Raw genomic sequence first — 21,938 nt, 5'->3', positions numbered from 1 at the left:
CCTTGGTCGGGATCCTGCTTGACGGGATCCCGGCTTTGGGCTGATCTGGGAGGATCGACGGCAGCGGCGCGGTCGGTGCTGCTCAGGGAAGGACTGCCAGGGCAATGAGTGACCAGTACGGCGACCCACCGCCGCCGCGGGACGAGGACCGGCCGGGGCCCTACGGTGGCGTCTTCGGTCAGTCCGGTTCGTCCGCCCTGCCTCCCGTGCCTCGTGGCGGGGCGCCTTCGCCGTACGGCGGGTCCTTCGGCCGACCGAATCCGTACTCGCAGCTCCACTCGGGTCCGCCCAAGCAGGTGACCATCGCGTCGGTGATCGCGCTGGCTCTGGGTGTGCTCTCCGTCTTGCTCGGCCTGTTCGCGCTGACGTCGGCCGGGGCGCCGATCGCGAAGATGCTGACCGGCGACGAGAACGCTCGGGGCGTGATCCTCGTCGCCGCCCTGCTCTCCAGCGCCGCCTACTTCCTGCCGGCGATCTTCCTGCGCAACCAACGCCCGTGGGCCCGGACGATGCTGATCGTCGTCGCCGCCTTCGGTATCGCCGGCAGCGTCAGCGCTCTTCCCGGCGGCCTGCTCGGGCTCGCGCTGCACGTCGCCCTGCTCGTCCTGATGCTCCAGACCCCCACCAAACTCTGGTTCGCGGAAGCCCGTCGCTAGTGGAAATTTGGATCAACCCAGCCTGCTCCAAATGCCGCGCCGCCACTGCGGCCCTGGATGAGGCCGGCGTCGAGTACACAGTCCGCCGCTACCTCGACGACCCACCCACAGCCGAAGAGTTCGCTGCAGTCCTCACCCGTCTGAACCTCGACCCTTGGCACGCAGTTCGCCTGAACGAACCCGCCGCCGCTGCCCTCCGCGACCTGCCTCGCGACGAGCCCCACCGCCAGGACTGGATCGAAGCGATGGTCGCCAACCCCATCCTCATCCAACGCCCCATCATCACCACCGACGACAACACCACAGCCATCGCCCGAGACCCCGAAACCCTCGCGCGCCTCCTGAACCAATAGCCCTTGCAGGTGAGAGCTCTTGGTCGAGCTCGGCGAAATGTGTTCCGAGGCCGATAGCCCTTGCAGGTAAAGGCTGCTGGTCGGGGTGATGGTTAACGTATCGGTCGCTATCGGCTGTGGGGTCGGATGCCTCACGGTCAGATGACCGCGCTCGGTCTGCTCGGCCCATGGCGCCGACCGCGCCGACCATGAGTGTTCGATCGCGCTCGCCTCCGGCGCGATCGAGGCGAAGCCGACGATGCCGTGAGCGCTTGGCGTCCGACTTCGAAGCTTTCGTGGAGATCGCCTCGCTGGTGCTCTACTCAGCCCAGGATATCCCGGCCGCGAATGCCGAACAGATCCACGAGGCGGCAGGAAACTGGCTCAGTGTCACAAGCCCGCCTTGCCTGTATATCCGTTCTTCGCCTGAGTCGAGTGTGAGGTTTCCCCTTGTGGATAAGGCGAAAGCGGCTCTCTGGCGGCTTGCTGCGGGTCTTCACGGCGGCGTATAGTCGAACACATGTTCGCCACCGACTTCACTGACTGCGACGCCGCGCAGACCCTCGCCGCGGCCTCAGCCGCCTACGAGCAGCAGCGCCAAAGTGAACTCGACCTGATCCTCACCGCCCAGCACCACGCCGACCTCCACCCCCGACCCGGCCGTAGCCACGGCCGCCCCGGCGGCGAACAGGCCCGCGTCTACGGCGGCGACGGCAACCCCGAAATCGCCGAGTTCGCCGTCGCCGAATTCGGGGTCATGATCGGCCGCTCACCCGGCTCGGCAGCCAGGTTCGTCGGACAGTGTGTCGCGCTACGCCACCGGTTCCCCTTGACCTGGCAACGCGTGAAGTCCGGTCACGCCACCGGCTGGAGAGCACTCCAGGTCGTCCAGGAATGCGTCGAACTGTCCGCCGAAGCCGCGGCGATCGTGGACCGGCGCGTCGCTGATCTCGTCGACACGGTCACCTTGGCGCAGTTGCAGAAGATCATCAAAGCCGCGTCCTGGCGGGCCGACCCCGAAGCCGCCGACGCGAAAGCCAAAGCATCGGCCAAAGAACGCGGTGTGTGGGTCGGGCGTACCGATGAGCACGGCAGTACCAAGCTGTATTTGAAGGGCGCGACCGGTGATGTGATCCAGTTGTACGCGACCATCACCCAGCTCGCCGCAGCCCTCGCCGCGCTCGGTGACACCGGCACCATCGACCAGCGCCGCGCCAAAGCCGCCGGTCTCCTGTCCGATCCCGCCCTGGCTGCCGACCTCCTCGCCGCCGCCCAACACCTCGCCACTACCCAGCCCACTACCGAGCCCACTGGCAGGCCTGCTGCTGAGCCCGCCATGCAGGCCGATGACCCGGAGACCGAGGCGCACGGGGACACCGACCAGCAGGTTGCTGTTGCCGAACCCGGCCCCGACGACGAGGCCGACCGCGACCACCCGCACCCCGACACCCCAGGCCATCCACTCGACCACGCAATCCAGCTCCCGGTCGAACCCTCAACTACCACGCCCCTCGACGACGCTGCACGTGGTCGTCCTGGTGACGATTCCGTCGATCCGACTCGGCCAGACCGACCAGACCGGTCGCCCGGTCAGCGACCGCCACTGCTGAGCGGCAGCCCCGGTACGGGACAACCACCCGAACCGGTACCCGACCGTGCCCGAGCGGGCATGGACGCTGCCGCACGCCTCGAACTGCGCCGCAAGGTCGACGCCACCCGCCAAGACCGCCCCGAACCCGGCCGGCGCACCTACCAGACCGTCGTCAACCTCCACATCACCGACGAAACCCTCCTCGCCGGCAAAGGTGTTGCCCGGGTCGAAGGCTACGGCGCTGTCTACACTGACCAAGTGGCAGAACTCCTCGGCCACCACCGCATCGTCATCCGCCCCGTCATCGACCTGAACACCGCCCTCAGCGTCCACGCCTACGAAATCCCCAACCGCATCTCAGACCACGTCAACCAGCGCTATCCGATCGAACAATTCCCCTACGGCACCACCGAAACCCGCACCACCCCCAACCACACCGGCACCGGTGGAGGCAGTGCCTCGACCGACCTCGACCACATCCAGCCCTACAAGACAGGAGGACCCCCGAACCAGACCTCGACCGACAACCTCGCACCCCAAGGCCGATTCGGCCACCGCCTCAAAACCCACGACGACTGGAAACTGCGCCGCATCGACAACTACACCCTCGAATGGACCACCAAACACGGCTACACCTTCCACATCGACCACACCGGAACCCACCCCATCCCCAAAGACCAGGACCAGGACCGGGACCGGGACCGGGACCGGGACCTGGATCCGGAAAGGCGCCGCCGACCAGGACGAGCGGGGTCACCTGAGGACCCGGACGCCCAACCAGCACACGTTCTTCGGCTTCGGTCCGCCACCGATCTTGTTCTATCAACCCGAGGCGCACAGGCGCAGCACGACTGACGCTTCATAGCGACCGGATGTCCTGCGTCGACGACCGGAGCGGCGGTCAGAGTTTGGTTAGGCGGGCTAAAGCTTCTTCTAGGACCTCGGGTTTTTTGCAGAAGGCCCAGCGGACCAAGGGGCGGCCGGCGTCCACGTTGTCGTAGAAGACCTGGTGGGGGATGGCTACAACGCCGGTTTTCTCGGGGAGCATGCGGCAGAAGTCGACGCCGTCGGTGTAGCCGAGGGGGCGGACATCGGTGGTGACGAAGTAGGTGCCTTGGGGGCGGTGGACGCCGAAGCCCAGGGAGGCGAGGCCGTCACACAGCAGATCGCGTTTGGCTTGCATGGTGGTGCGAAGATCGTCGAAGTATTCGTTGCCCAAGGCAAGAGCTTCGGCGACGGCCGGCTGGAAGGGGGCGCCGGAGACGTAAGTGAGGAACTGCTTGGCGGTGTTCACGGCAGTGACGACCGAGGGGGTGCCGGTGACCCAGCCGATCTTCCAGCCGGTGACCGAGAACGTCTTGCCGGCGCTGCCGATCGAGACGGTGCGCTCCGCCATTCCGTCGTACGACGTGAGTGGGCGGTGCTGGAGTCCGTCGAAGATGAGGTGTTCGTAGACCTCGTCGGTGATGACGAGCAGGTCGTGATCCACGGCGAGCTCGGCGATCCCGCGCAGCTCGGTGTCGTCGAGGACGGTGCCCGTCGGGTTGTGCGGCGAGTTGATCAGCAGCACCTTGGTCTTCGGGGTGACCGCGGCCCGGAGTTCGTCGAGGTCGAGCCGGAAGTCGGGGGCGCGCAGGGTGACGGGTACGCGGTGTCCGCCGGCCATGGCGATGCAGGCGGCGTACGAGTCGTAGTACGGCTCAAGGGCGATCACTTCGTCGCCCGGTTCGACGTAGGCGAGCAGCGAGGCTGCGATCGCCTCGGTGGCGCCGGTGGTGACGAGGACCTCGGTATCCGGGTCGTAAACCAGCCCGTAGAAGCGCTGCTGATGATCGACGATCGCCTGCCGGAGCGCGGGGATGCCGCGGCCGGGTGGGTACTGGTTCGCGCCCGCGCGGATCGCCGCGATCGCGCCTTCCAGGAGCGAGTCGGGGCCGTCGGTGTCGGGGAAGCCCTGGCCGAGGTTCACCGAGTTGGTCCGGACCGCGAGCGCCGACATCTCGGCGAAGATCGTCGTCCCGAGTCCCTGCAACCGCTGAGCGTGATCGCGCATGCCTCCGACCCTAACCGCTCGTCAGGGTTCGTCGATGGGGACTTCGGAGTTGACCATGCGTTGCAGCCAGGCGCGGGCGGCAGCCCGGTCGGCGGTGCTGAAGTCGGCCTCGAGTTCCGCTTCGACCGCGCGGACAGCCGGCGTGGCGGCCGAGATCCGCGATTTGCCGCCCGCGGTCAGGTAGACCAGCTGCGACCGGCGGTCGTTCGGGTTCGGCCGGCGTTCGATCAGGCCGGCGCGCTCCATCCCGGTGATCAGCTCGTTCGCCGACTGCCGGGCGGTGCCGACCTTGCGGCCGATCTCGGCGATCGTGCAGCCGGGCCGGTCGTTCAGGATCAGCAGCGTGCCGTACTGCGGGACGGAGAGTTCGTGCTCGGCCAGCACGGCCGCGACGGCCGACCGCATGCTCAGCCAGGCGTGCCGCACCAGGAAGGTGACGCAGCCGTTCTCTTCGACGAAGTCCATGCGGCCATTCTGCCCGGCATCCGGGATGGGCGGAAAACATGATTGACAGGTTCCTGACGATTATGTGATTCTCATTCACGTCAGGAACCTGTCAATCATACGGAGTCGACGTGGACCTTGTCGATCGCCGGCGGCAACGCCGGATCCTTTCCATCCTCGTTGTGTCGGCGGTCCTGATCTGGATCGACTCGACCGTGCTCGGCATCGCCCTGGAGCGTCTGGCCGACCCGGTCGACGGCCTCGGCGCGACTCCCGGGCAGCTGCAATGGGCACTCGGGATCTACTCCCTGTTCTTCGCCACCGCCCTGTTCGCCGCGGGCGCGCTCGGCGACCGGTACGGCCATCGCACCGTGCTGATGGCCGGCATGGTGGTCTTCGGCGCCTCGTCGGCCTGGGCCGCCTGGTCGACCGGGCCGGTCTCGCTGATCCTGGCCCGCGCGCTGATGGGTATCGGCGGCGCGATGATCATGCCGACCTCGATGGCCATCATCGGCGCGACCTTCCCGCCCGAGCGGCGAGCCGGTGCCATCGCGGTCTGGTCATCCTCGGCGGGCGTCGGCGTCGCCACCGGCCCGGTTCTCGGCGGTCTGCTGATCGACCATTTCTGGTGGGGTTCGGTCTTCCTCATCAACCTGCCGCTGGTCGCAGCCGGCCTGATCGGCGCCGCGCTCGTCGTACCGAATCCGCGCAGTCCGCAGCGCCGCAGGCTGGATCCGCTCGGGCTGGGGCTGTCCACCTTCGGCCTGCTCGGGGTCGCGTACGGCCTGATCGAAGGCGGCCACCGTGGCGGCTGGAGCCGCTGGCAGGTCTGGGGCAGCATCGCGGCCGGCGTTGTACTGATCGCGGGATTCCTCTTCTCGGAGTGGAAAGAGAAGCAGCCCAGCTTCGACCCGAGGCTGTTCCGGAATCGCAGGTTCGCGGCGGGCAACTTCGCGCTCGCCGCGCTCTTCCTGACCATCACCGGCCAGAGCCTCTACGTCACCTTCTACTTGCAGGGCGCCCGCGGCATGACCGCGCTACATGCCGGATTGCTCTCCCTGCCTGGCGCGTTGGGCGTCGTCATCGGCGCCCCGCTCGGAGCCCGGTTGGTACGTCGCTTCAGCATTGCGGCGGTCTGCGGTACTGCGCTCGCCGTGTTCGCGCTCTGCCACGCGATGAACCTCACCTACGTGATCGACACGCCTCTGGTCTGGTTCTGCGTGGTCGGGTTCGTCGCCGGTGTGGCCATCGGTGCAGCGGTCGCGCCGACCTCGGCAGCGATCATCGCCGCCCTCCCGGTCGACCGGATCGGCGCCGGATCCGCCGTGAGCAACGCGATCCGCCAGGTCGCCAGCGTGCTCGGAGTCGCGGTGCTGGGAACGATCCTGTCGAACGTCTACCAGAATTCGATCGCACCGTCGCTGGCCGGTTTGCCTGCTAGTGCGAGGGAAACGGCGGAAGGGTCTGCCGAGGCGACCCGGCGTACGGCAGCTGCGCTCGGTCGACCCGAGTTGGTGCACGCGGCCAACGATGCCTTCATCCATTCGATGCACATCGCCGCCGTGACGGCCGCGGGATGTGCGCTGGTCGGCGCGATCGTGATGATCATCGCGTTCCGGGCGCGCCGTAGTACGGAGGAAGAAGAGCCGAAGCTGGAGCCTGTCGGTATCGACGGCTAGTGCGGAAAGTGCGGTGGGTCGGGGCGGACCCACCGCACTTCCAATGCGTTACTGCCAGGGGCCCGGCGGTGCCGGCGGAACCACCGGCGGCCGGTCCTCGCAGTGGCCGGGTGCTCCCGCGTCGGCCGTCCAGCCGCCGTCGTTGCTGGTGCCAATGAGTCGTACGTCGAACTCCGGCGTTCCCGTGAAGTGGAAAGTGCCGCAGTTGTTGATGAACGGCGCGCCCACGTTCCGGGCGTCGACGTTCTCGAAGGTCGCGAAGCCGCCGACCCGGGCGTTGACCACGTTTGTGCCGGTGCCATCCACCTTGATGTTGCGGAAGGCAACGTTCGTGATTGCGTAGTCGTCCTTCACCGGCCAGTCGACCACGAACATGATCGCGTTGTAGGTCGAGTCGAGGAACGAGGAGTCGGTGACGTCGATCTTGCCGGACATGTTCGACTGCAGGGCGTACAGCCAGATCGACCCCAGGCCGATATTCCAGTTGAGGTCACGCGGACCGCCACGGACCGTGGTGTTCCGGGCGAACGACAAGGTCCCTTCGAACGGTGTCGAGTTGAACCGCGAACCCGCGTGCAAGGTGCTGCCCTCGCGGATCGGGTCGGCGACCAGGTTGTCGGTGACCGCGTTGTCCTTGCCGCCGTAGATGGCGATGTTGTTCGCCAGTACAGGGGTCTGCACGGTGTTGTGGTCGTAGACGTTGTTGTGGTTGGCCAGTCCCTCGGGGTTGGTCTCGGACCACATCGCGAGCCCGTCGTCGCCGCTGTTGCGGACGAAGTTGTTGGTCGCGCGGACGTGGGATACGCCCAGGTGCAGGTTCATCCCGTCGGCGACGGCGTCGGTGATGATGTTGTTGCGGATCAGCAGGCCGTCCATCGGGCCGTCCAGCCAGATGCCGACCTTGGTGTGGTGCAGGTAGAGGTTCCGGATCGTCGAACCGCCGCCGATCGCGCCGCCGATGCCGTTCACCTGGTCGGTGTCGATCCGCTCGCGGACATCGCTCTCGATCGCGAAGTCGGACAGGTGCACCTTGGTGCTGCCACCGTCGGCGGCGTACTTGCCGTAGAAGCCGGGCGCGCTGTGCACCGACTGGTCCGGCGCGGGTTCGGCCAGCGGGAGCACCTTGCCCTTGATGATCGTCCACCAGTTGCCGGCGCCCTGGACGGTGACCTTGTCGACCACGATGTGCCGATTCACCTGATAGGTGCCCGGCGGGATGAAGACGGTCCAGCCGAGCTTCTTCGCGGCCGAGATGGTTCGCTCGATCGCCGGCGCCGCGTCGTACCGGCCGGTCGGGTCGGCGCCGAAAAGCCTGACGGACAAGGACTTCGAGGGTTGCCGCAGTGGCGCCGCCACCTGTTCGAAGTCGGCGACGTCGAGCACGGTCCAGGCGGCGGCGGAGTTGGCCGGCAGTTGGAAGCGGACCTTGTCGCCGGCCTTGTACGTCTCGCCGAGGAGCAGCCGCTGCTCGTCATAGAAATGGTTCGGCCGGAAGGGCTTCGCCACCGGGTCCGGCTCCGGCTTCCACCAGCCGGGGGTCGGATCGACATTCGGGTCGTTGGAGAACGGATACATGCCGTAGAGCCAGGCGTACTCCGACGTCAGCGTCATCGTCTGCAGGTGCTTGCCGTTGACGGTCACGTCCAGAGGCGCGCGCAGACCGCCACCTCCCGCGGCATCCGGGATGCTGTAGCGCAGGGTCAACGCGTTGGCGGGCTGCGACAGGGTGAACTCGACATACTGCCCGGGTGAAGACAGTCGTACTGCGGTACGCCCGGAAGCCTCGGCCGCCAAGGTGTACGCCTCGCGACCAGGGCCGAGTTTCTCGCCGGTGCTGAAGCCGTTCTCCGCCTCCTGCTCGACGAACCGGAGACTGGCGCCACGGCCCTGTACCAGCGCGGGATCCAAGCCGGCCCGGGTGATTTTCGGACCGGCTGAGCCCTGCGCGGCTGGGGCCGCGGTGCTCGGGGCGCCGGGCGGGCGTGCGGCCGGGTGCGCCGCGGCCGACAAGGCGGCGGTGGAGAGCAGTGTGCCGACCGCCAGGCTGGTCACTGCGAGCCGGCGTCGGGACAAGGGTTTGTGGGACACGGGCGACATCCCCTCAGAAGTTCGGCCGCACCTGCTCATCGAGGCACGACAGGCGTCACCGCTTTGGCCCGGACGATACGCATCCCGACGATTCCCTGCAAGATCTCGACAGTGGGAAGTAATTTCCCGCGTCTACCTCAAACCTGGGGGACCGGGCGGAGGGCTCGGAGCCAGAGTTCTGTCTGGGCGATGTGAGCGGAGGCGGCAGTGGCCGCGGCAGCCGGATCGCGGCCGGCGATGGCGGCGAGGATGGCGCGGTGGCCGCGGTCGCTGGTCTGTTTGATCGCATCGAAGTCGGCCCCCGGTTCGAAGATCCGGTAGTGGCCACCCCGGCCGCGGATCACTCCGGTCAGCGCCGTGACGGTCGGGTTGCCGCCCGCGGTACAGATCGCGCCGTGGAACTCTGCGTCGAGGGCCTGGATCTCTGCGGCGTCGGTGGTCGCTTCCAAGCGGTCGAGGATGTCGCCCAGCCGGGTCTCGAGTTCGGAGTCCTGCCGGGCGGCGGCCGCCGCGGTCGCGTGCGCTTCGAGGACCCGGCGTACTTCGAGGAGTTCGAGCACTCCTTCGAGGGGGATCAGCTCGACCGACAGGGAGAAGCGGCTGATGATCTCGGCCGGGTCCAGGGCGGAGACATAGGTGCCCGAGCCATGCCGGGACTCGATCACGCCGAGCGCGGCCAGCGAGCGCGCCGCTTCCCGGAGCGAACTGCGGGAGACGCCCAGCCGATCGCAGAGCTCCGGCTCGGGCGGGAACTTCTGACCCGGCCCGAGGGTCCCCGACGCGATCATCTGCCGCAGTCCGGCCAGCGCCTTGTCCGTGGCTGCCATCGGCACCTCCCCTTCGCTCGCCCCCAGAGTATGCCCCTGAGGATAAGTCCTCAGACCACTTACGGCCAGACCGCTCGCAAGTGCTTGTCGCCGAAGCGTAATTCTGGCAAGGTGCAGGGATCGGTTGACCGATTCATCAGATGTCAGAGCAAACTTTGGGCGGAACCCCGGCAGCTGATGCCAACTCCTGGCCCACATCCCCCTGAGGAGAAGCGCCATGCGCTACCGACAGATGTTCGCATCGATCGCCGCGGGCCGCCGTGCTCGCGGCGGTGGCGGCCTGCGGCCCCGGCCCGGCCGAGAAGGCGAACGGCGAGGTCAAGCTGCAGATGGTCGAGAGCCTGACCAACCCGACCAGAACCGCGCTGCTGAAAAAGCTCATCGCCGACTTCGAGGCGAAGAACAGCGGGATCAAGGTGCAGCTCATCTCGCCGCCGACCAACCAGGCGGACCAGAAGATCCAGCAGATGCTGCAGTCCGGCAAGGGCGTCGACGTCCTCGAGGTCCGCGACACCACCGTTGGCCCGTTCTCCACGAACAAGTGGATCTACGACATGGCCCCGGATCTGAAAGGCTGGGACGGCCTGAACGCGCTGACCGAGAACGCCCTCAAGGTCACCCAGCAGGGCGGCAAGTCGTACATGGTTCCGTACGGCTTCTACGGATTGTCGCTGTTCTACCGCAAGGACCTCGTCCAACAGGCCGGATTCAGCGGCCCGCCGAAGAGCTGGGCCGAGCTGGTCGAGCAGGCCAAGAAGATCAACGACCCGTCGAAGAACCGGTACGGTTACTCGTTCCGCGGCGGACTCGGCGCGGGCGGCAACGCGATCGCGATCATCTCCGGCTACGTGATCGACGAGCTCAACCACGACAACGCGTTCAAGCTGACCAACGGCAAGACCATCTTCTCCTCGCCGAAAGCCGTCGACGCGCTCAACCTGTACCTCGACCTGTTCAAGAACGGCTCGCCGAAGTCTTCGGTCAGCTGGGGCTATCCCGAGATGGTGCAGGGCTTCACCTCCGGCACCACCGGCTTCCTGCTGCAGGACCCGGAGGTGATCGCGACGGTCAAGGAATCCAAGACGATCAAGGAAGACCAGTGGGGTACCGCGCCGCTCCCCGTCGGTCCCACCGGCAAGGCCGCGCAGCCACTGGCGAACGCGGGCTGGGGCGTCGCCCAGGGCAGTGAGCACAAGGCGGACGCGGTGAAGCTGATCAAGTTCCTCACCTCCGGCGACACGGCCATGACGTTCTCGAAGGAGAACAGCCTGGTCCCGATCCTGAAGAGCGCGGCGGACGACCCGTACTTCAAGGACGGCCCCTGGGCGTCGTATGTCGCGATGAACTCCTCCCCGGGCACCTACGTCGTGGTGACGCAGCCGCGCGGGGTGCCGTGGTCGACCGAATGGGGCAACAAGTCCGACGCCGCCGTACAGAAGCTGATCACCGGCAAGGCGCAGCCGGCCGAGATCCTGAAGGGCTGGGACGAGTACTGGACCCAGAAGTGGGCCGGGAAGTGAGCTGATGGCTGTCCTCCAGACTGAACGGCCAGTACGCCGGCCGCACGCCAGGACAAGTCACAGACGCCAGTTCACCGGCCGTACTGCGTTGGTCCTGCTCGCCTTCATGCTGCCCGCGATCGTGTTCGTCGGGCTGTTCACCTACTACCCGTTGCTGAGCGGCATCCAGATGGCGTTCCGCAACTACAACCTGAACGACCTGTCGGACACTTCCTGGGTCGGGCTGAAGAACTTCCGCACCCTGCTGCACGACGACATGTTCCGCGGCACGGTGAAGAATTCGGTCGTCTGGGTGGTCGGTTCGCTGGTGCCGCAGTTCCTGATCGGCTTCACGATGGCGCTGTGGTTGCGCCGGAAGTTCAGGTTCCGCGGCATCTACCAGGCGCTGGTGTTCTTCCCCTGGGCGGTTTCCGGCTTCCTGATCGGCATCCTGTTCCGCTGGATGTTCAACGGTGAGTTCGGGGTGGTCAACGACCTGCTGATGAAGGCGCACCTGATCGACACCCCGGTGCCGTGGCTGGCTGACGCGAAGTACGCGATGGTCGCCGTGATCATCGCGAATGTCTGGTACGGCGTGACGTTCTTCGCCATCATGATCCTGGCCGCGCTCCAGTCGGTGCCCGACGAGCTCTACGAGGCGGCCGCGATCGACGGCGCGGGCAAGGTGCGCACCCTGTTCGGCATCACCATCCCGTCGATCCGGACCACGCTCGCCCTGACGGTCCTGCTCCGGGTGATCTGGATCTTCAACTCGCCCGAACTGATCTTCGGGATGACCGGTGGCGGCCCGGCGAACGCGACCCACACGGTCACGTCGTACATGATCCAGGTCACCCAGGAGGGCGACTACGGCCGCGCCTCGGCGATGGGGGTGATGGTGGTGTTCGTGCTGATCCTGTTCGCGATCTTCTACCTGCTCGCGATCCGGCCCAGAACACCCCGTATTACGACACGAAAGGTGGCCGGATGATCCGCTCCGAAACCCTGGCCGGCCGGATCGCGAGGTTCGGCGGTCTCGGGATCTGCCTGCTGGTCACCGTGTTCCCGCTCTACTGGATCCTGGTCACGTCGTTCAAGGATCCGGGCGCGATCTTCGCCTACCCGTTGAAGTACTGGCCGGGTGATTTCTCACTGGACAACTACCGCGGACTCTTCAGCCAGTCGAACTTCGCGGTCTTCCTGGTCAACAGCCTGATCGTCTCGACCGTCGCGGCCGCGCTGTCGACGGTGATCTCGTTGCTCTCGGCGTACGTGCTGGCTCGGTTCGAGTTCGTCTCCAAGGGCGCGGTCATGGGCGCGTTCCTGGTCACCCAGATGATCCCCGGTTTCATCGCGCTCGGGTCGCTCTACATCCTGATGACGAAGCTGTACCTGGTCGACAGCAGGTGGGGTCTGGTTCTCGTTTATGTCGCGGTCTCGATCCCGCTCTGCACGGTGATGTTGCGCGGGTTCTTCGAGAACGTGCCGGCCTCGCTCGAGGAGGCCGCGATGGTGGACGGCTGCTCGCGGCTGTCCGCGTTGTTCCGGGTGCTCGTCCCGGTGATGACGCCGGGCCTGGCCGCGTCGTACATCTTCAACTTCGTGAACTGCTGGAACGAACTGTTCCTGTCGGTCACCCTGCTGAACAGTGACAACAACAAGACGATCCCGGCCGCCCTGAACGGCTTTATCAGCAGCTACAACATCGACTGGGGATCGATGTCGGCGGCCGCGGTCCTGTCCATCGTCCCGACCATGGTGCTCTTCGCCTTCGCCAGCCGCTACATCGTCGAAGGCCTCACCGCCGGCGCCGTCAAGGAGTGACAGACTGGGCCAGGCGTCGATGGGAGGACTGAAGCTGTGGCGACCGGGGTGCGGCTCTACGCGGGCGGGTCGGTCGGCGGCGACGAGGCGATGGAGTTGGCCGTCGCGCACGCGCTCGTGCGCCGCGCATCGAGTGGTGAGCTGACCGAGGCGCTGCGAATCTACCGGCCGTCCGCGCCGGTCGTCGTCTTCGGCCGCCGGGACACCCGGCTCCCAGGTTTCCCAGCCGCAGTGCGGGCAGCCCGCTCGGCCGGTTTCGAGCCGCTCGTGCGCGCGGTCGGCGGCCGCCCGGTCGCCTACACCTCCGAGGCCATGGTGGTCGACCACGTCAGACACGAACCGCTGGCGCCAGGCGGTTTGGAGACACGCTTCCAGTACTACGGTGCGTTGTACGCCGACGTCCTTCGCGGCCTCGGCATCGACGCCCGGGTGGGCGCAGTACCGGGTGAGTACTGCCCAGGCGCCCACAGCGTCAACGCCCGCGGCGTCGTGAAACTGGTCGGCACCGGCCAACGCGTCGTCCGCAACGCCTGGCTCTTCAGCGCGCTGATCGTGGCCGGCGACGACCGGGTCGTCCGACCCTTGCTGACAGACATCTACCGCCACCTGGACCTGCCCTTCGACGCAGCCTCGGTCGGCTCCCTGTCGTCAGAGATCCCCGGCCTGCAGATGAATGCAGTCGAGCAGCGCATCCTCACCTCGTACGGCGCTACACCTTCGGCAGCTTTGGACGAGGCAACGATCGACCTGGCGAGCTGCCTCGCCGCCGATCATCGGGTGGTTCAGAAGTAGCCACACCCGTCGACGATGTCGAGCGGCATCTGGGCAGAGTAGTGACAGACTGGCTGGGTCATCGACGGGAGGAATGAAGCTGTGGCGACGGCACTCATCACTGGACCTACTGCCGGGATCGGCCGGGCCTTTGCGGACAAGTTGGCGGGTGAGGGCTACGACCTGGTCCTGGTCGCGCGGGACGAGGCGCGGCTGAAGGAGGTCGCCACGGAGATCTCCCGGCTGCATGGCGTGGCGTGCGAGGTGCTGGCGGCGGATCTGACGGAGCCCGGGCAACTCGCCCGGGTCGAGCAGCGGTTCGCCACCGGGCCGATCGAAGTACTGGTGAACAACGCCGGCTTCGGCCAGCAGAAGCCGTTCTGGGCGAACCCGGTCGAGGTCGAGGAGAAGCAACTCGATCTCCTGGTTCGCGTCGTGCTGCGGCTCACCCACGCCGCCGTGCTGCCGATGATCGAGCGTGGCTCCGGTGCGGTGATCAACGTGTCGTCGGTCGCGGGATTCCTGCAGCGTGGCAGCTACAGCGCCCACAAGTCGTGGGTCACCAACTTCACCGCCGGCCTCGCGATCGAGCTGCATTCCAAGGGTGTTGCCGTGATGGCCTTGTGCCCCGGCTTCGTGCACACCGAGTTCCACGAGCGGATGGGGATGGACAAGACGATCATCCCGTCGTTCATGTGGCTGGACGCGACCGACCTGGTCGACGAGGCCTGGTCCGACCTGATGCGCGGCAAGGCGATCTCCATCCCGAGCCGCCGCTACAAACTCATCACCGCAGCCGCCCGCTACACCCCCCGCACCCTCATCGCCCGTCTCTCCACCGTAGGCCTCGACGGCCGCCGCCGAGCCTGATTCGGCCGGTCGCAGCCGAAATCCCAACTCAACTTCATGCTTCTCGCTAGCGTCCAGGGGGCAAGGGAAGCTTCGCGGGAAGGTTGGTTGGGGATGGGCGTACGGGGATCGAAGCGGGTCGCGGTGGTTGCTACGGCGGCGGCGGTCGGGTTTTTGGTGGTGGCTTGTGGCAACGATCAGAAGCCGACGGCGGGGAGTGGCACCCCGACCGGTGCTCCGACTTCGATGCCGACCGAGACGGTTGGTACGCCGACTGTGACGCCGTCCCGTTTGCCGCCGAAGCCTGGTACTGCGACGCCGGGTGACGGGCCGAGTCAGACTCCTGGTGGGCCCACCCCTACTTCCTCGCCGAGTGCGCCGGTCAGGGTTGTCGCCTCGATGCTGCTGACTGGGGTCGAGGTGGCCAAGGCTGATCCGAATCGGCGCTGGGCTGAGACCACTGGCAGTGCCAGTACGCCGATCTGCGGGCGTGCGTCGACGCGAGGGGATGGGGTCGCGGGCAGCCTGAGCCGCAACTACGCGAACGGCCTGGACGCATCCGGTGGGCAGTGGCTCACCCGCTACAAGACGCCGGCCGCGGCGAAGGCGGCGTACGAGTCGATCGTGAAGACGATCAAGTCCTGCAAGGCGGCGAGACCCGCGCCGACCCACGCTCGCAAGCTGACCGAGAACCGGACGCTGGCGGCGGGCGACGCGACCTCGATCCTGCGCTGGTACGACTACCCACTGCCGTCCGATCCGGGCAGCGAGGACGGTGGCTTCCCGTACGCCGTGACGCTCAAGGGCAGCGTCGTGAGCGTGGTCGCCTTCCGCGAGATGGGCAAGGGCGTCAAGCCGGCCAACTTCGAGAAGTTCGCCCGCCTCGCCGCTGCCCACCTCCCATAGCGCCGGTACGCCGGATCAGCTGGTCGCCGCGAGCTCTGCGGCGATGGTGTCGGCCAGTGGCGTCGTCGGGCGGCCGATCAGGCGGGACAGGTCGCCCGGCGTACCGGACAGGGCGCCGCGGCTGATGGCGTCGTCCACGTCGGCGAGGATCTCCGCGAAGCCTTCGGGAATGCCGTAGCCGACCAGGCGGGCAAGGTTCTCCTCGTGGCTGATCGTCTGGTGGACCGCCGGCTTGCCGGTCTGCCGGGTGACTTCGGCTACGAAGTCGCCGAAGGTCCAAGCGGTGTCGCCGCTGAGTTCGTGCGCCTTGTTCAGATGACCATCGGTGCTGACGGCAACGGCCGCGGCAGCCGCGTAGTCTACGCGGGTCGCGGTCGCGAGGGTGCTGTCCGGTCCGACGCCGTTGACGACCGCGCCGTGCTCGACGACTCCGGCGAGGCCGCCGGTCAGCATCTCGGTGTACCAGTTGTTGCGCAGGAACGTGTAGGGCAGGCCGGAGTCGAGGATCGCCTGCTCGGTCGCGCGGTGGTCCGCCGCCAGCAGGAAGTCGGCCTTGGGGCCGCCGAAGATGCCCGTGTATGCCAGTTGCGCCACCCCCGCCGCCTTGGCCGCGTCGATGACGGCCTGGTGCTGCGGGATCCGGCGGCCGGCCTCGCTCGCCGAGATCAGCAGCACCCGGTCCGCGGCGTCGAACGCGCCTTCGAACGTCTCGGGCTTGTCGTAGTCAGCCTCGAGGATGCGCATTCCCTGCTCGGCCAGGTCGGCCGCCTTTTCCTTGCTGCGGGCAACGGCGGTGATCCCGTCGGCGGGGACCCCGGCGGCCAGCAGTTCGGCGATGACGAGGCGGCCGAGCTGACCGGTCGCGCCGGTGATGACGATGCTCATCGAAAGACTCCTGAGTTAGGTCGCTTGGTTGTGACACTAACTGTAGAGTGGGTACTACCTTCACGGAAGTACCCACTTTGAAGTAAGGTACTGCTACTCAGGTGAGCAAGAGGAGACCGACGATGACCGAGCTGCTGATTCCCGACGTGAACCGCGTCAACTGCCCGTCGCGCGTGATCCTCGAACACGTCACCAGCCGCTGGGGTGTCCTCGTCCTCGCGGCCCTCCTCGAGCGCTCGTACCGATTCAGCGAGCTCCGCCGCCACGTTGGTGGGGTGAGTGAGAAGATGCTCGCGCAGACCCTGCAGGCGCTCGAGCGGGACGGTTTCGTCCTCCGGGATGCCAAGCCGGTCATCCCGCCCCGCGTCGACTACGCACTCACACCGCTGGGTGAAGAAGCCGCCGGCCAGGTCTCCAGCCTCGCCCGCTGGGTCGAGCGCAGGGTCCCCGACGTGCAGGCGGCCCGCGCCGCGTACGACGAAGCCAAGGCCTGACTCACCGCACAGGGTCCCCGTTCGCGGCGGTCAGTTCGACCGAGGCGGCGATCGCGGTGAAGTTCGTCAGGTACGACGAGAGCGGTGACTGCTCGGCGATGGCGAGGTAGCCCTGCTTCAGGTTGAACCGGGTGTAGTTGTCACCAGCATGGACCGCCTCATCGGCTGGATCAGTTCTGTGACCTGCGTCACTTCGCTGTGCTCAGCGGGAGCGCCGCGGCCGTTTCGGACAACGCGCTGATGGTTGCCTTGATCAACGGGTGGTCCGCGCGGCCGGTGCGGGTGGCGGCGTAGACGCGGCGAGTTGGCGTCGGCGGCGCGAGCGGACGCAGTACGGCGGTGCCCGGATGCGGGAGCGCCAGCTGGGGGACCAGCGAGACGCCCGCACCGGCGGCGGCCAGGGCGGCCACTGCGCTGAAGTCGTCGGAGTGGTGGGTGATGCGAGGAGCGAAACCGGCTTGTTCGCAGGCGAGCAGGACGACGTCGCGGATCGGGTTGCCGATCGAGGTCATGATCCAGTCGTCGTCGGCCAGTTTCGCGAGGTCGACCGCGGCGTCGACGGCGGCCGGGTGGCCGGCAGGAAGCAGTGCGACGAAAGGCTCGGCGTACAAGGGGATCCGGGTCACCCGGTGGTCGTCAGAGCGGAGTGATCCACGGTGCTCGACGGCGACGGCCAGTTCCACCTCGCCGTCGAGGAGCTGGGTGATGCCCTGGTGACCTTCGGCATCTCGTACTACGAGGCGCAGGCCGGGCGTGCTGGCCCGGAGCTGGGCCAGTGACGGGGCGACCAGAAGGCTGATCGCGGTCGCGAAAGCGGCGACCCGGAGTTCGCCGGTGGCGCCTTCGGCGTACAGGCGCATCGCGTCCTCGGCGCGTTCGACGTCGGCCAGGATGGTGTCGGCGTGGGTGAGCAGGAGCCGACCGGCCGAGGTGATCGCGACCCGGCGGCCGCGGCGTTCGAGGAGTTCCTGGCCGACCTCGGATTCCAATGCGGCCAACTGCTGTGAGACGGCCGACGGGGTCAGGTGCAGCACCTCGGCGGCCGCCGTCACGGTGCCGTGATCAGCAAGTGCGCGGAGCACCCGCAACCTTCGGACTTCGATCACGGGGCTCAGCTTCGCACAACGCCGCCGCGGCGTCGGTGCCGTGCGCGCGGCCGGCCCGCCGTAGCGATCGCCGGGTGGCGCGTTCCAGCCGTCGTTCGAGGCTGAACCAGCTGAGGCGGGGCGGTTCGTGCGGGACGACGGGCGCGGCCGGCCGGCCGGAGCGACTCTCCTCGGCCACCTTGTTGATCACGGAGATCGGGAAGAAGTACATCAGTGGGTTCCTTTCGTCCTGTCGACGGTAAGGACCGTGACGTCGATACGTCCAATGAAGGTATTGGGCCAAATTGATGCGTCTGGTGCATGATGTCGACCGTGGAGCTTCGCCAGCTGAACTCGTTCGTGGTCGTCGCCGAGGAGCTGAACGTCGGCCGGGCGGCCGTCCGGCTGCACCTGACCCAGCCGTCGCTGAGTCGGCAGATCGCGGCACTCGAGCACGACCTCGGGGTCGAACTGTTCGCCCGGGTGCGCCGCCGATTCGTCCTGACGGCGGCCGGTACGGCGTTCCTCGCCGACGCGAAGGAGTTGTTGCGCAGGGCTGACGAAGCGGTTCGCACTGCTCAGCGGACGCAGCGGGGTGAGCTGGGGACGCTGCGGTTGCGGTTCGTCCAGTCCGCGACCTTCGAGGCGCTGCCGCGACTGCTCGGCGCGTTTCGGGCGGCCTATCCCGAGGTAGTGCTGGACCTGGAGACGATGACGACGTTGCGGCAGACGGACGCGCTGCGCGACGGCCGGATCGACGTCGGCCTGCTGCGGCTACCGGCGGCCGAGCCAGGTGTGTCGTCGCGGATGGTCTCGCAGGATCCGTTGGTGGCCGCGCTGCCGGCGAAGCACCGCCTTGCCAAGCGGAAGCGGATCAGTCTGGCCGACCTGGCCGAGGACACGTTCGTGCTCTACACGCGGACCACCGGGCCGTCCGTGCACGACACGATCGTCGGCTACTGCCGGGCGGCCGGATTCGTGCCGCGCATCGTGCAGGAGGGCGCCGACGTACAGACGATCGTGTCGCTGGTCACGGCCGGGCTCGGGGTTTCGCTGCTGATCGCGCCGACCCCGCCGATCGACCCCGAGGCCGTCGTCTACCGCAAGTTGTCCGACGACCTGCCGCTGTGGCAACTCTCGGTGGCGTGGTCGCCGGACAACTCCTCGCCGGTGCTGGAGCGGTTCCTCCAGCTGGTCTGACTCAGCCGAAGGTGTCGGGGTCGCCGCCGACCCGGACGCCGGTCTCGAGGTCGGCGATCGCGGCCATGTCCTCGTTGTCCAGCTTGAAGTCGAACACGTCGATGTTCTCCGCGACCCTGGCCGGGGTCTTCGACTTCGGGATCACCACGTTGCCCAGCTGCAGGTGCCAGCGGATGACGACCTGGGCCGGCGACTTGCCGTACTTCTCGCCGAGCTTCGCCAGCGTCGCGTTGCCGAGCAACTCGCCCGAGGCCAGCGGGCTCCACGCCTCGGTGACGATGTCGTTCTCCGCGTTGAACGCGCGCAGCTCGTCCTGCGGGAACGCCGGGTGCAACTCGATCTGGTTGACCGTCGGGCGCACGTCGGTCTCGTCGAAGAGCCGTTGCAGGGCAGGGATGTGGAAGTTCGACACCCCGATCGCGCGCACCCGCTTGTCGGCGTACAGCTGCTCGAACGCCTTCCAGGTCTCGACGTACTTGTCCTTCTTCAGGGCCTGCCAGTGGATCAGGTACAGGTCGACGTGGTCCAGCCCGAGACGGGCGAGACTCTCGTCGAACGCCTTCAGGGTGGAGTCGTACCCCTGCTCGCTGTTCCACACCTTGGTGGTGACGAAGAGCTCTTCGCGGGGGAGGCCGGCGGCGGCGAGTGCCCGGCCGACGCCCTCCTCGTTGCCGTAGATCGCCGCCGTGTCGATGTGCCGGTAGCCGGCCTCGAGGGCCGACTCGACCACGCCGGTGACAATCGCGTCGTCGATCTGCCAGACCCCCAGGCCCAGCTGCGGGATCTCGACGCCGTTGTCCAGAGTGATGGTGGGGACTGTGCTCATCCGTCTATTCCACTCTTACCGGCGGTCCTAGCCCAGTCATCCGACGTGTGACAACTACCTCATCAACTGGCCGTAACCACTTCATAGGTCTTCGCATCCGGCTCCAGGAACCGCAGCAGCGCGCTCCCTTCCCGCTCGAGCTCGGCGGCCGTCTTCTTCAGCGTCCGGCCGAACGGGGTGAGCGTGAGAGTGGCCACACCGCGCTTCTTCTCCGCCGTCCACAGGCCCGCGACGAGCCCGTCGACCGTGTACGTCGACTTGATCCGCAGGTTCTTGGTGAAGACGGCCGGGCGGTGTTCGTCGGCGATGATCCGCTCACGTTTCGCATGCGCGAGCAGCAGATTGTCGAACTCCGGCAGGAACCTGACGGGCGCCGGCGTCTCCGCATCCGGACGCGGCGCCTCCGGTACGTCGTACAGAGTCTTGCCGTTCTCGTCCTTGAACTGCTCCAGCTCGAGCTTGTCGAACAGCGGCTTCGCCTTCGGCAGCCCCGACCAGGTCTGGAAGTCGGCCGGCGTCGCGGGTCCGAAGGCCTCCAGATACCTGACCACCAACTCCTCCGGTACTGCGGCCTGCCGGATCTTCGCCCCGAGCCACTCCTCAGCAGGCGTGAACCGTGCGTTCGAGGGCCACCCCCAGCGGGTGTCGGTCGGGAACATCACCAGCGGCACCATCATCCGCGTGCAGAACCCGAGCGCACGATCGTTCACCCCGGGGAACTGCTCGACCAGCGCATCCCGCACCTCGGTGAACGTCAGCGGCTCCTTCGCGAGGATCTTCCGCGCGGCCTTCACCACCTCGCCGACGTCCAGCCCCTCGGCCCGATCGCCCAGCAGCTTCAACCCGGCTTCCAGAATCGGCCCGATCGTGCTCCGGAACCGCAGATAGTCCGCCGCGGTCACCAGATGCAACGTCCCCCGGAACAACGTCGCCCGAACCACTTCCCGATCCTCGACAGCCTTGGTCAGCTGCTCATCGGCAAACCCGACCAGCCGCGACCACAACCCGACATACGGATGCTTGGCCTCCTGCCCCTGCATCCCCACCAGTTGCCCAACAGCGCCCACCACCCCCACATCGGCGCGCTCCAGCAAAAGCTGCCGAGCAAGCGTCGCGCGATTGATGGCGCCGGCCGAGAGGGTCGTCATACGGACATCATGACGACCCCCACCGACACTGTCAGCCGACCACGATCAGGCCAGTTGGGCGGATTCAGTCCCGCCCCGGCGCTGCGACCGCGAGCGCGTTGCGCCGGCATGCATCTGCCAGTCGATCGTCGTAGGTGACGACGAGGTCTGCGTCGATCAGAACGGCCGTCGCCAGGTGGATCGCGTCGAGACTTCGTAGTACCAGCGGTTCGATCCGCCGGGCGACACTCACAACTTCTGCCGACATCGATCGTTCGTCGACACCGGACATCGCGTCCTCGATCAGTTGACCGGCCGTCGCGACCGACTTGGCCCGGGCGAGTACAGCGCGAGATACCTCGACCCAGGCAAGCGAGGACGAAGCCAGGAGATCCGCCTGCTGATAGTGGGTATCGAGGAACTCCACCAGTTCGTCCGATTCCTTCTCTTCGATCACGCGCTTGATCAGTGCGCTGCTGTCCAGGTAGACGCGCATCAGAAGCGGTCATCCCGTTCGAGAAGGTCGAGGCTGTCGGTGCCCTCCGGGAGTCGCAGGCGGGGTTTCACCTTGCGATAGGCCACTCTGGCCGGCCGCACGACCTGGGCGGTCCTCGCGCGATCACGGTCGCTGGTCTGCCGATCGTCTTCGACCAGGTGGAGGTGCCGGGTGACTGCCTCCCGGAGGATCTCCTGCTGCGACTGACCAGTGCGCTCGGCTTCCGCTTGCAGCGCCGAGGCCATCTCGGGGGTGAGTCGCAGATTCACAGCCATACAGCTACGGTACCACTTTCGGTACCGTAGC

General features: G+C 67.1%; 23 protein-coding genes. 12 read left to right on the top strand and 11 right to left on the bottom strand.

Translation table 11 applies throughout. From position 1 onward, the window contains the following. Positions 1 to 104 precede the first annotated feature (104 nt). From F1D05_RS18670 to F1D05_RS18660, 3 genes are all read left to right on the top strand, one after another. Complete coding sequence (locus tag F1D05_RS18670; protein WP_185448840.1) at positions 105 to 656, top strand: hypothetical protein; 552 nt, start codon at positions 105 to 107, stop codon at positions 654 to 656. Continuing rightward, on the top strand, positions 656 to 1,009 hold the full coding sequence (locus tag F1D05_RS18665; RefSeq protein WP_185448839.1) for an ArsC/Spx/MgsR family protein: 354 nt from the start codon (positions 656 to 658) through the stop codon (positions 1,007 to 1,009). Before F1D05_RS18670 ends, F1D05_RS18665 begins: the two co-directional genes overlap by 1 nt. A gap of 499 nt (positions 1,010 to 1,508) precedes the next feature. Next, positions 1,509 to 3,434 (top strand): hypothetical protein, encoded by a 1,926-nt coding sequence (locus F1D05_RS18660; RefSeq protein ID WP_185448838.1) that lies wholly within the window; start codon positions 1,509 to 1,511, stop codon positions 3,432 to 3,434. Positions 3,435 to 3,480: 46 nt separating this feature from the next. Here the strand turns inward: F1D05_RS18660 and F1D05_RS18655 are convergent, their stop codons facing one another. Beyond that, positions 3,481 to 4,632, bottom strand: coding sequence for a pyridoxal phosphate-dependent aminotransferase (locus F1D05_RS18655; RefSeq protein WP_185448837.1), 1,152 nt, complete (start codon positions 4,630 to 4,632; stop codon positions 3,481 to 3,483). A 21-nt stretch (positions 4,633 to 4,653) separates the two neighbouring features. After that, the gene (locus F1D05_RS18650; protein ID WP_185448836.1) at positions 4,654 to 5,097 is read right to left on the bottom strand and encodes a MarR family winged helix-turn-helix transcriptional regulator; all 444 of its coding nucleotides are present in this window, start codon (positions 5,095 to 5,097) and stop codon (positions 4,654 to 4,656) included. A 110-nt stretch (positions 5,098 to 5,207) separates the two neighbouring features. On the opposite strand from F1D05_RS18650, the gene F1D05_RS18645 reads away from it, so the two are divergent. Continuing rightward, positions 5,208 to 6,755 carry an MFS transporter gene (locus tag F1D05_RS18645; protein ID WP_206686269.1) on the top strand — a complete coding sequence of 516 codons (1,548 nt, stop codon included), beginning with the start codon at positions 5,208 to 5,210 and terminating at the stop codon, positions 6,753 to 6,755. Positions 6,756 to 6,803: 48 nt separating this feature from the next. On the opposite strand, the gene F1D05_RS18640 is transcribed toward F1D05_RS18645, so the two are convergent. Both F1D05_RS18640 and F1D05_RS18635 read right to left on the bottom strand, forming a co-directional pair. Continuing rightward, a complete protein-coding gene (locus F1D05_RS18640; RefSeq protein ID WP_185448835.1) occupies positions 6,804 to 8,852 on the bottom strand; it encodes a glycosyl hydrolase family 28-related protein in 2,049 nt (682 codons plus the stop codon). Positions 8,853 to 8,980: 128 nt separating this feature from the next. Then, the gene (locus tag F1D05_RS18635; protein ID WP_185448834.1) at positions 8,981 to 9,670 is read right to left on the bottom strand and encodes a FadR/GntR family transcriptional regulator; all 690 of its coding nucleotides are present in this window, start codon (positions 9,668 to 9,670) and stop codon (positions 8,981 to 8,983) included. Positions 9,671 to 9,942: 272 nt separating this feature from the next. Between F1D05_RS18635 and F1D05_RS18630 the strand changes: the two genes are divergently transcribed. From F1D05_RS18630 to F1D05_RS18605, 6 genes are all read left to right on the top strand, one after another. Next, the gene (locus tag F1D05_RS18630; protein WP_246486801.1) at positions 9,943 to 11,190 is read left to right on the top strand and encodes an ABC transporter substrate-binding protein; all 1,248 of its coding nucleotides are present in this window, start codon (positions 9,943 to 9,945) and stop codon (positions 11,188 to 11,190) included. 4 nt (positions 11,191 to 11,194) lie between these two features. Then, on the top strand, positions 11,195 to 12,160 hold the full coding sequence (locus tag F1D05_RS18625; protein WP_185448833.1) for a carbohydrate ABC transporter permease: 966 nt from the start codon (positions 11,195 to 11,197) through the stop codon (positions 12,158 to 12,160). Beyond that, positions 12,157 to 12,993: a carbohydrate ABC transporter permease gene (locus tag F1D05_RS18620; protein ID WP_185448832.1), complete on the top strand. Its 837-nt coding sequence runs from the start codon at positions 12,157 to 12,159 to the stop codon at positions 12,991 to 12,993. The genes F1D05_RS18625 and F1D05_RS18620 overlap by 4 nt, the downstream gene beginning before the upstream one ends. A gap of 36 nt (positions 12,994 to 13,029) precedes the next feature. Continuing rightward, positions 13,030 to 13,785, top strand: coding sequence for a lipoate--protein ligase family protein (locus F1D05_RS18615; RefSeq protein WP_246486800.1), 756 nt, complete (start codon positions 13,030 to 13,032; stop codon positions 13,783 to 13,785). 81 nt (positions 13,786 to 13,866) lie between these two features. Beyond that, positions 13,867 to 14,634: an SDR family NAD(P)-dependent oxidoreductase gene (locus tag F1D05_RS18610; protein WP_185448831.1), complete on the top strand. Its 768-nt coding sequence runs from the start codon at positions 13,867 to 13,869 to the stop codon at positions 14,632 to 14,634. A gap of 93 nt (positions 14,635 to 14,727) precedes the next feature. Continuing rightward, complete coding sequence (locus F1D05_RS18605) at positions 14,728 to 15,519, top strand: hypothetical protein (protein WP_185448830.1); 792 nt, start codon at positions 14,728 to 14,730, stop codon at positions 15,517 to 15,519. A 15-nt stretch (positions 15,520 to 15,534) separates the two neighbouring features. Here the strand turns inward: F1D05_RS18605 and F1D05_RS18600 are convergent, their stop codons facing one another. After that, positions 15,535 to 16,404: an SDR family oxidoreductase gene (locus F1D05_RS18600; RefSeq protein ID WP_185448829.1), complete on the bottom strand. Its 870-nt coding sequence runs from the start codon at positions 16,402 to 16,404 to the stop codon at positions 15,535 to 15,537. Positions 16,405 to 16,526: 122 nt separating this feature from the next. Between F1D05_RS18600 and F1D05_RS18595 the strand changes: the two genes are divergently transcribed. Beyond that, a complete protein-coding gene (locus F1D05_RS18595) occupies positions 16,527 to 16,898 on the top strand; it encodes a winged helix-turn-helix transcriptional regulator (protein ID WP_185448828.1) in 372 nt (123 codons plus the stop codon). A 188-nt stretch (positions 16,899 to 17,086) separates the two neighbouring features. Here the strand turns inward: F1D05_RS18595 and F1D05_RS18590 are convergent, their stop codons facing one another. Continuing rightward, positions 17,087 to 18,004 (bottom strand): LysR family transcriptional regulator, encoded by a 918-nt coding sequence (locus F1D05_RS18590; protein WP_185448827.1) that lies wholly within the window; start codon positions 18,002 to 18,004, stop codon positions 17,087 to 17,089. After that, positions 17,961 to 18,215: a hypothetical protein gene (locus F1D05_RS18585; RefSeq protein WP_185448826.1), complete on the bottom strand. Its 255-nt coding sequence runs from the start codon at positions 18,213 to 18,215 to the stop codon at positions 17,961 to 17,963. Before F1D05_RS18585 ends, F1D05_RS18590 begins: the two co-directional genes overlap by 44 nt. 101 nt (positions 18,216 to 18,316) lie before the next feature. Between F1D05_RS18585 and F1D05_RS18580 the strand changes: the two genes are divergently transcribed. Then, on the top strand, positions 18,317 to 19,183 hold the full coding sequence (locus tag F1D05_RS18580; protein ID WP_185448825.1) for a LysR family transcriptional regulator: 867 nt from the start codon (positions 18,317 to 18,319) through the stop codon (positions 19,181 to 19,183). 1 nt (position 19,184) lies between these two features. Here F1D05_RS18580 and F1D05_RS18575 read toward each other — a convergent pair whose 3' ends face one another. From F1D05_RS18575 to F1D05_RS18560, 4 genes are all read right to left on the bottom strand, one after another. Further along, positions 19,185 to 20,009: an aldo/keto reductase gene (locus tag F1D05_RS18575; protein WP_185448824.1), complete on the bottom strand. Its 825-nt coding sequence runs from the start codon at positions 20,007 to 20,009 to the stop codon at positions 19,185 to 19,187. 62 nt (positions 20,010 to 20,071) lie between these two features. Continuing rightward, the gene (locus F1D05_RS18570) at positions 20,072 to 21,157 is read right to left on the bottom strand and encodes a winged helix DNA-binding domain-containing protein (protein WP_185448823.1); all 1,086 of its coding nucleotides are present in this window, start codon (positions 21,155 to 21,157) and stop codon (positions 20,072 to 20,074) included. A gap of 64 nt (positions 21,158 to 21,221) precedes the next feature. Continuing rightward, the gene (locus F1D05_RS18565) at positions 21,222 to 21,632 is read right to left on the bottom strand and encodes a type II toxin-antitoxin system VapC family toxin (RefSeq protein ID WP_185448822.1); all 411 of its coding nucleotides are present in this window, start codon (positions 21,630 to 21,632) and stop codon (positions 21,222 to 21,224) included. Next, positions 21,632 to 21,907 (bottom strand): ribbon-helix-helix protein, CopG family, encoded by a 276-nt coding sequence (locus F1D05_RS18560; RefSeq protein WP_185448821.1) that lies wholly within the window; start codon positions 21,905 to 21,907, stop codon positions 21,632 to 21,634. The genes F1D05_RS18565 and F1D05_RS18560 overlap by 1 nt, the downstream gene beginning before the upstream one ends. Positions 21,908 to 21,938: the final 31 nt, after the last annotated feature.

This window comes from Kribbella qitaiheensis, assembly GCF_014217565.1.
GTDB classification, from domain to species: Bacteria; Actinomycetota; Actinomycetes; order Propionibacteriales; family Kribbellaceae; genus Kribbella; species Kribbella qitaiheensis_A.
The sequence above is the reverse complement of the archived record's forward strand: the minus strand, read 5'-3'. Positions and strand labels throughout refer to the sequence as shown.